Consider the following 8,372-nt stretch of genomic DNA (forward strand, 5'->3'; position numbering starts at 1 on the left):
GCTCCACGACCCAGCGGATCTTCGTCCTGCAGTGCGGCGACCCCACCGGCACCGGCAGCGGAGCTCCCGGCTACCAGTTCCCGGACGAGAACCTGACGGGCGCGTGTTCCGCTTCCATCGCGCCCTGGCCGCGGTCCCCGGCGTGGTCTGGCGGCACCTCACCGACGCGTCCCTGCTGGCGCGGTGGTGGACGCCGGACGCGCTGCGGGTGTCGGAGCTGGTGTTCGAGGCGCGGCCGGGCGGGCGGATCGTCCAGGAGTACCGGGACGCCGAGGACGTCGACGGCACCGACATCCCGGCGGGACGCGCCGAGGGCACCGTGGAGGACGTCCGTCCCGGTGAGCGGCTGGTGTTCCGGCTCGTCCCGGAGCTGCCGGGCGGTGGTCCGGCGTTCACCGCGCGCATCGAGATGCTGCTGCGCCCCAGCGGGGCGGGCACCGATCTGGATGTCCGCTTCGGCGTGACCGACAGCGCCGTAGAGTCCGCCGATTTCGTCGCCGGGATCGAGCTCGGCTTCGGGCAGAGCCTCGACCGCCTGGTCGCGACACTCGCCACCCACCCCGCGGGCGACTCGGACGAGCCCCCGGCCCCCGCCGGGGAGTCACCAGCTGACTGACCTCCACGGCGAAGCGGCGGCGCGTCCCTCGCGCCCCCGGTTGCCGCCGCAGAGCACCCGACCGACACGAACCCTGATTCCCGCGCCATCGCTACTGAGGAGAACACATGACCGCCATCACCGGACGCCGCGTGTCCGCCAACCTCGGCCTCACCCTGGACGGCCGCTACCACGGTCCGGGCGGGCCCGCCGACCTGTCGGCGATCGTCCCCTACGCCACCACCGACACCTCCCGCGACCACCTCGCGCGGCTGATCGACGGCGCCACCACCGCCGTCTTCGGCCGTGGGAACGCCGAGGGGTTCCTGCAGTTCTGGCCGCAGGTCGCGGGCGACGAGGACGCCGACCCCCGCGACCGCGCCTACGCGCGGTGGCTCGTCGGGGTGGAGAAGGTCGTCTTCTCCACCACCCTCACCGAGGCCCCCTGGGAGCGGACCCGCGTGGTGAACGCGCCCGCTGCGGACGTCGTCGCCGAGCTGAAGGCCACCGGGGAGGGCGACATCCTGCTCAACAGCAGCCCCAGCGTCATCAAGCCGCTGCTGGCGGCGGACCTGGTCGACCGCCTGTACCTGATGATCTGCCCGGAGATCGCCGGCGGTGGGGCGCGGCTGTTCGAGGACGGCCTGCCCGGCTCGAAGTGGACGCTGGTCCGCCAGGACACCGGCAAGCTCGGCGAGATGACGGTGGTCTACGACCGCGCCCGCTGACCCCGCCGCCGGCCCGCGCCCGCACGGCCACGGCACCGGCCCCGCCGCCGCGCCGCCCGGTACTCCGCATCCGGACGTTCTGGGGCGAAGCGGCGGCGCGGGGGTGGTGCTACGGTCGCTTGCCGACCGGGGACCCACCTGGACCCGGACGACGAAGAGGGAGGGCCGATGGCCGATCCGGAGCAGTACCGCGCGACGTTCGAGATGGTCGACGTCGACGGCGACGGGCAGATCTCGCCGGCGGAGCTGAAGAACCTCATGCACGCCCTCGGGCGCGACATCTCCGAGACGCGCGCGGTCGAGGTGGTCGTCCAGGCCGACGGTGACCGCGACGGGCTGATCTCCCTGCCGGAGTTCGCCGCCCTGATGGAGTCCTACACCGCCTGACCGTCACCCGCCACCGCCGACCCCCGTCCCAGCGCACGGGGGGTCGGGGGTCAGTCGGTGGGGGCGGCCCATTCGCGGCGGCGGGCCTCGGCGAGCGCCACCGCGGTCGCGACGGCCACGTTCAGCGACCCGACCCGTCCGATCTGGGGGATGTAGGCGACCGCGTCGGCGGCGGCGAGCAGGGCGGGGGAGCAGCCGTGGTCCTCGCCGCCGACCGCCAGGCACACGTCCCCGTCCAGCGGCGCCTCGTGCAGCGGGACGGCGTCGCCGGTCAGTTCCACCGCGACCAGCCGCAGGCCCTGCGCGCGGACCGCCGCGACCGCGTCGGCCACCGGTCCCGCGTGCTCCCACGGCACCAGCCGCTCGGTGCCGAGGGCGGTCTTGGCGACGTTGCGGTGGTCGGCGTCGATCGCGTTGCCCGCCAGCCACAGGTGCTCCACGCCGAACACCGCGGCGCTGCGGATGATCGAGCCCATGTTGAACGGCTGGGTCACCGACTCCACCAGCAGTCCGAGCCGTCCGTCGGTGCGGCGCCGCCAGTCCCGGTTCAGCCGCTTGACGTCGGTGGGCCGCAGCTGCCTGCGCGCCGGCTGGCCGCCCTCGCGGGCGCGGGCGGCGGAGGTGTCGCGTGCGGTGCTCATCAGTGGTGACCTTCCTGCGGACGGGCCGCGACGTGCAGAACCCGGTAGGCGGAGCGTGAGGCGATGCGGCTGGTCGGGAACCCCTGCTGCTCCAGCCAGCGCTGCAGGGAGTCCGACCCGAGGTGCTTCTGCACGACCAGGTGCGCCGCCCCATCGGGGGTGAGGCGCGGCAGCCAGGTCAGCAGCAGGTCGTGCAGGGCGGCCTTCCCGATCCGGATCGGCGGGTTCGACCACAGTGCCGCGAACCGCAGCTGGGGGTCGACCGCGTCCGGCAGCAGGAACCGGGTGTTGGCCGCGCCCGCGGACGCCGCGTTCTCCCGCGCCAGCTCCAGCGCCCGCTCGTTGACGTCGACGCCGACGACGTCCGCGCCGGGGGCGCGTTTGGCCATCGTGAGCGCGATCGGCCCGTAGCCGCAGCCGACGTCCAGCAGGGTGCCGTGCTCGGGCGGCGGTGGGACGGTCTCCAGCAGGATCCGCGTGCCGGGGTCGAGGCGGTCGGGGGAGAACATGCCCGAGTCGGTCCGCAGCCGCAGGTGCAGGTCGGGCAGGACGAGATCGACCGACCGCGGGCGGCTCGGCGCCCCGGGCTTGGCCGCGAAGTAGTGTTCCCCCACGTCGGGTGACCGTATCAGTGCCCGGGGCCCGCTCGTGACGGCCCGGGGCCCGGCGCTGCGCGGGGGCCGGGGTTCCCGGAGGAACGCTGGGCGGCCTTCGGGACGGTGGGCGTCGGCCGGCGGAGCGGCGCGGGCCGGCGTCGGCTGCTTACCGGCGGATCCACCGTTCTTCCGAGTCTGGGCCCTGGGACACGCGCGGGGTGGTGTCCGGGGGGGGGGGGCGGCCCTGGGGCTCTTCCCAAGATCTACGCCGCTCCCTAGAATATGAGCACTGCTCATGTTTGACCGCTTGCCTGGGATCGGTCCGCGGACCGCGCCGCCCGCTGGAGGCCCCCGTGCTCGTCCGACCATCCACCGCATCGCGCATCGCCCGCGCCGCGCTGCTCACCGTCCTCGCGCCGTCGGTGCTCGCGCCCCTCCCAGTCGCGGCCTCGACCTCGGCCGGCGGCGGCGCCAACGTGGACCGCGTCGACCCGTTCATCGGGACGACCGGGGCGGACAAGACCGAGTACGGGGGGATGATCCCGAGCGCGGCGCCGCCATTCGCGATGACCCGGTGGTCCCCGATGACGCGCACCAACCAGGTCGGCGTCCTGCCGTACCGGCTCGGCGACCCGAAGATCACCGGGTTCATCGGCACCCACCAGCCCGCGATCTGGATGGGCGACTCGGGTTATGTGGTCGGGATGCCGGGCGTCGGCCGGGTCCGGACGGCCGCCAAGGACCGGGGCCTGCCCTTCCGCCACGCCGACGAGACCGCCTCGCCCGGGAAGTACACCGTGAACATGCACCCGGCGAAGGGGCGGACACTGCGCGCCGAGGTCACCGGCACCTCGCGCGTCGGGCATCTGCGGCTGACCTACCCCAAGGGGAGCCCGGCCCACTTCGTCGTGCAGGCGACCCGGCGGGGGATCGTCGGGAACGTGCGGATCGACCCGGCCCGGCGGGAGATCACCGGCTACAACCCCGACCGGCAGGACAAGGGCCTCGGGCCGTTCAAGGCGCCCCACTTCAAGGGCTACTTCGTCGCGCGGTTCGACACCGCCTTCGCCAGCCACGGCACGGCGACTGGAGCGGCCCTACACGAGGGCCAGGGCGACCGCACCGGACCGGACGTGTCGGGCTTCGTCCGCTTCCCGCCCGGGTCGGTGACCGTGACGGTGCGGATCGCGACCTCGTTCATCTCCCTGGCCCAGGCACGCGCCAACCTGGACCGCGAAATCCCGGACGGCCGCCCCTTCGCCCGGACCGCCGCCCAGACCAGGAACGCCTGGGCGGCCAAACTCGACCGCGTCCGGATCCAGGGCGGCGACCGCGCCCGGCTCACCACCTTCTACACAGCGCTCTACCACGCCCTGCAGTACCCGTCAGAGATGTCAGAGCACGGCCGCTACTACAGCGCCTACGACGACAAGGTCCACAAAGGCGTCAGCTACACCGGCTACTCGCTCTGGGACACCTTCCGCGCGCAGAACGCGCTGCTGATCCTGTTCGCTCCCGAACGCGTCAACGACATGGTCACCTCGATGCTGCAGGACTACCGGCAGGGCGGCTGGCTTCCCATGTGGAAGAACCTCACCGAGACCAACATCATGATCGGCACCAACGCCGACCCGGTGATCGCCGAGGCCGTCGCCAAGGGCTTCCACGGATTCGACCTCAACCTCGCCTACCAGGCCGTCCGCAAGGACGCGACGACCCCGCCCGACAACGACACCTGGCGCTGGTACTTCGACCGCGAACCGTTCGCCTCCGTCGAGGCGCGGGCGGGCCTGACCACCTACAAGAAGAACGGCTGGGTCGCCGCCGACCGCTCCGCGGAGGCCGGATCACGCACCCTCGACTACGCCTACGAGGACTGGGCCGTCGCGCGGATCGCCCAAGCCGCCGGCAAACCCGCCGACGCCGCCCACTTCCTCAAACGCAGCCAGAACTACAAGAACCTGTACAACCACGCGACCGGCTTCATGCAGTCCCGCAACCTCGACGGCTCCTGGGGCTGGGACGGCTGGACCGAAGGCGACAAGTGGGTCTACACCAACGACGTCCTGCACGACGTCCCCGGCCTGATCGCCCTCAAGGGCGGCACCGCACCCTTCAACACCTGGCTCGACCGCTACTTCGCCGGCGGCCACAACGACCACGCCAACGAACCGAGCCACCACGTCCCCTACCTCTACGACTACTCCGGACAGCCCTGGAAGACCCAGCGCCTGGTCCGGCAGATCACCGCGAGCGAATACCACGCCGCCCCCGACGGCCTGGCCGGCAACGACGACTGCGGCCAGATGTCGGCCTGGTACCTCTTCAGCGCCCTCGGCTTCTACCCCGTGAACCCGGCCTCGGCCCAGTACGCCGTCGGCAGCCCGCTGTTCCCCAAGGTCACCCTCGACCTGCCCGGCGCCCGCCGTCCGCTGGTCATCACCGCGCCCGACGCCGCGACCCGCCCCTACGTCCGCGCCCTCCGCGTCAACGGCGCCACCACCACCAAGCCGTTCCTCTCCCACACCACTTTGACCCGCGGCGGAACCCTCGCCTTCGCCATGGCCTCCACCCCCCAGCCCTGGGGCTCCCGTCCCTGACGACCCGGGACTCGGAACGGCGCCGCCAGAGGCGAGTCGGCTTTTTCTGCGATGAAGGCACGCGTGGGTACGCCGGGACGGGACCGCGATCCGCGCCCACCCGGCCGCCCGCCCGCCCGGCGAGCCCTCGGCCGGGGAGCGGGGATCGTCGGCGCGTCCGGGGGACCCGGGCCCGCCGGTGGGGAAGAGTGGAAGCGACAGGACCGACAGCAGTGAGGCCGAAGGGACGCCCATGGTCGTCGCGTTCGTGCTGGCCGTGACCGGCTGGTACGCCCTGCGCGCCCTCGCACTGGTCTGGGAACCCGCCCGGCGGACCGTCGCCCGCTGCGAACCCTGGACCCGGCGCGCCCACGCCTGGGCCCTGTCGGCGCCCGCGACCTTCACCTACGTCGCGGTCTTCACCGCCTCCACCCTCGTCCAGTACTCCGCCCCGCCCAAACTCATCGACCTGCTCACCACCCTGCAGAGCACCAACCTGCGCAACCTGCACCGCGCGCCGCTGAGGGCCCTGCTCGACAGCGCCCTGTGGGTCGCCGACCAGGGCCAGGCGCTCCTGCTGTACGTCGCGCTGTTCGTCACCGTCGTCGCCTGGGCCGAACGCCGCTACGGCACCCCCCGCATCATGATCGTGGGCCTGTGCGGGCACGTCCTCGGGTCCCTGCTGACCGCGCTGGTGGAGACCCACGCCCTGGAGAAGGGACGCGCGCCCGCCCGGCTCGCCGTCACCACCGACGTCGGCGTCAGCTACATCATGGTCGCCGGATGCGCGGCGGCCGTCCTGCTGATGCGCGGCCGCTGGCTCGTCCTGGGCGTCGCCGGCCTCGCCCTCGGGGTCGTCGTCCCGGCGGTGTGGAGCCACTCCCTGTGGGACCTCGGCCACCTGTTCGCCACCGTTTGCGGGCTCGCCGCGGCGTGGGCGCTGCTGCAGATCGCCCCGGCCCGCACCCCGCCGCGGATGCTGCCCTGCCTGCCGCGCCCCGCCCCCCTGTGGGGCCGCGCCCCGGACGCCCCCACCGCCGGCACCCTCGGCGGCAGCCCCGAACACGAAGACCCCGACACCGGCACCGGCACCGGCACCACCTCCGGTGACAAGCACGGGGGAGCGGGACGTGGGGGAGCGGGGGCCGGCGGTCCGGGGCCGGACGATCGGGACGGCCGCGGCGGCACCTGACGTGCGGCGCTCAGCCGCCTCGGCCGGGTCCGCGGCGGCCGGGTCAGTCGGAGCCTTCGACGTACGCCGCCAGGTGGGCCAGCGAGGACGCGATCCCCGCCTCGTGCACCGCCGGGTCGATACCGGGCGGCACGCCCGTGGCCGTCACGGTCACCTCCGTCGCCCCATCACCGGCGGCGGCGAGGCGCCAGGTCATCGTCATGGTGCCCGCGTACGCCGGGTCGTCGGCCTCGAACACCGCCCGCTGCACCACGAGCTCCGCCGGCACCAGCTCGGCGAACCCCACCTCCACGACGTCCGTCGCGTCCGAGGACTTCCCCGGACCGCCGGCGGCGTCGAGGTAGGTGAGGACCATCCGGAACCCGCCACCGGGACGGGGATCCCACCGCTCGACCCGCCCCCGCATCCCGTCCGGCGGCAGCCAGGCCTCCAGGGACTCCCGGTCGAGGAGAGCGCCGTACACGGCCGCCGGTGACGCCGCGATCACCCGGGCGGCGCGATCCATCCTGCCCATCGCCCGAGTCTAGAACCGCCCTTTCCGCCCCGGCGGACACCGAGCACACGGAGCACACGCCATGGGCCATTCGGAGTGGGCGACGCCAGGCCGTCAGGCGTCGGGGTCAGGGGAGGCGGGAGAACCAGGTGAGGGACGTCCCCGCGGCCGCCAGCGCGAACAGCAACGCGATGCCCAGGAACCGCGCCGAGATGTCCCGGTGCTCGATCCGGAACCCCAGCGAACTGCCGATATGGCTGTACACCTCGGTCAGCTGACCCAGCGACTGCGCCTCATAGGCCTTGCCGTCGGTGGACTCCGCCAGCGACCGCAGCGTCTCCTTGTTCACCGACACCCCGGTCGTCTCACCCTCGATGTCCACCGTGCCGTACGGGGTGCCGAACGCGATCGTGGACACCGGCACGTGCGCGGCGCGCGAGGCGTCGACCGCCTCCTGCACCGACCGGCCCGTGGTGTTGTCGCCGTCCGACAGCAGCACGATGTGCGCGGGCGGCGGGTCCTGGCTGGCCTGGGTGTCGAACGTGCGGACGGCCTGCAGGCAGGTGAACACCGCCTCGCCGATCGCGGTCCGCTTGGCCAGCACCAGCTGGTCGATCGACGCCAGCGCCGCCTGCCGGTCCGCCGACGGCGGCGCGATCAGGTTCGCGTTCCCCGCGAACGACACCACCCCCACGTTGAACCGCGCCGGCAGCTCGCCGATGAACTTCTTCGCCGCCGCCTTGGCCGCCTCGACCCGGCTCGGCGGGACGTCCTTGGCCATCATCGACAGCGACACGTCCACCGCCACCATGATCGTCGCCCGGTCGCGGGGGACCTTCACGTTCCCCGCGGGCCGCGCGAACCCCACGATCATCAACGCGATCATCACCAGGAACAGCGCCGCCGCGACATGCCGCCGCCACCCCGGATGCCGGGGCGCGACCTGCCGCAGCAGCGCCAGGTTGGTGAACCGGACCGCGTAGGTGCGGCGCCGCCGCTGCAGCAGCACGTAGACGGCGACCAGCACCGGCAGCAGCACCAGCAGCCAGAGCCGCCCGGGGGACAGGAGGGTCATGCGTGCGCTCCCGCGGCCCCGCCCCTGGACGAGGAACCGGTAGAGGCGCTGCCCGCCGGGCCGGCGGCGCGTCCGGCCGCCCGGCG

The 8,372-nt window shown here is 73.4% G+C and carries 9 protein-coding genes; 5 read left to right on the forward strand and 4 right to left on the reverse strand.

All coding sequences use genetic code 11. The annotated features are described in order from the left end of the window. Nucleotides 1–103 precede the first annotated feature (103 nt). The 3 genes from AB0J52_RS18075 to AB0J52_RS18085 all read left to right on the forward strand — a co-directional run bounded on the left by AB0J52_RS18075 (nt 104) and on the right by AB0J52_RS18085 (nt 1,710). Entirely contained in the window at nt 104–616 is a 513-nt protein-coding gene (locus AB0J52_RS18075) for an SRPBCC family protein (protein WP_500182736.1), read from the forward strand. A 107-nt stretch (nt 617–723) separates the two neighbouring features. Beyond that, nucleotides 724–1,323 carry a dihydrofolate reductase family protein gene (locus tag AB0J52_RS18080; protein WP_500182737.1) on the forward strand — a complete coding sequence of 200 codons (600 nt, stop codon included), beginning with the start codon at nt 724–726 and terminating at the stop codon, nt 1,321–1,323. Between the two features lie 168 nt (nt 1,324–1,491). Beyond that, entirely contained in the window at nt 1,492–1,710 is a 219-nt protein-coding gene (locus AB0J52_RS18085; protein ID WP_500182738.1) for an EF-hand domain-containing protein, read from the forward strand. 50 nt (nt 1,711–1,760) lie between these two features. Here AB0J52_RS18085 and AB0J52_RS18090 read toward each other — a convergent pair whose 3' ends face one another. After that, on the reverse strand, nt 1,761–2,351 hold the full coding sequence (locus AB0J52_RS18090) for a TrmH family RNA methyltransferase (RefSeq protein WP_500182739.1): 591 nt from the start codon (nt 2,349–2,351) through the stop codon (nt 1,761–1,763). Further along, nucleotides 2,351–2,965 (reverse strand): class I SAM-dependent methyltransferase, encoded by a 615-nt coding sequence (locus AB0J52_RS18095; RefSeq protein ID WP_500182740.1) that lies wholly within the window; start codon nt 2,963–2,965, stop codon nt 2,351–2,353. The genes AB0J52_RS18090 and AB0J52_RS18095 overlap by 1 nt, the downstream gene beginning before the upstream one ends. A gap of 335 nt (nt 2,966–3,300) precedes the next feature. Here AB0J52_RS18095 and AB0J52_RS18100 point away from each other — a divergent pair, with 335 nt between their 5' ends. Both AB0J52_RS18100 and AB0J52_RS18105 read left to right on the forward strand, forming a co-directional pair. Continuing rightward, nucleotides 3,301–5,547, forward strand: coding sequence for a GH92 family glycosyl hydrolase (locus AB0J52_RS18100; RefSeq protein ID WP_500182741.1), 2,247 nt, complete (start codon nt 3,301–3,303; stop codon nt 5,545–5,547). A 232-nt stretch (nt 5,548–5,779) separates the two neighbouring features. Next, nucleotides 5,780–6,718, forward strand: a complete 939-nt coding sequence (locus AB0J52_RS18105; protein WP_500182742.1) for a rhomboid-like protein — start codon at nt 5,780–5,782, stop codon at nt 6,716–6,718. A 43-nt stretch (nt 6,719–6,761) separates the two neighbouring features. Here the strand turns inward: AB0J52_RS18105 and AB0J52_RS18110 are convergent, their stop codons facing one another. Beyond that, a complete protein-coding gene (locus AB0J52_RS18110; protein WP_500182743.1) occupies nt 6,762–7,223 on the reverse strand; it encodes an SRPBCC family protein in 462 nt (153 codons plus the stop codon). Nucleotides 7,224–7,338: 115 nt separating this feature from the next. Next, nucleotides 7,339–8,286, reverse strand: a complete 948-nt coding sequence (locus AB0J52_RS18115) for a VWA domain-containing protein (RefSeq protein WP_500182744.1) — start codon at nt 8,284–8,286, stop codon at nt 7,339–7,341. Between the last annotated feature and the right edge of the window lie 86 nt (nt 8,287–8,372).

The sequence above is a fragment of the Spirillospora sp. NPDC049652 genome, assembly GCF_040675125.1.
In the GTDB taxonomy this organism is placed as follows: Bacteria; Actinomycetota; Actinomycetes; order Streptosporangiales; family Streptosporangiaceae; genus Spirillospora.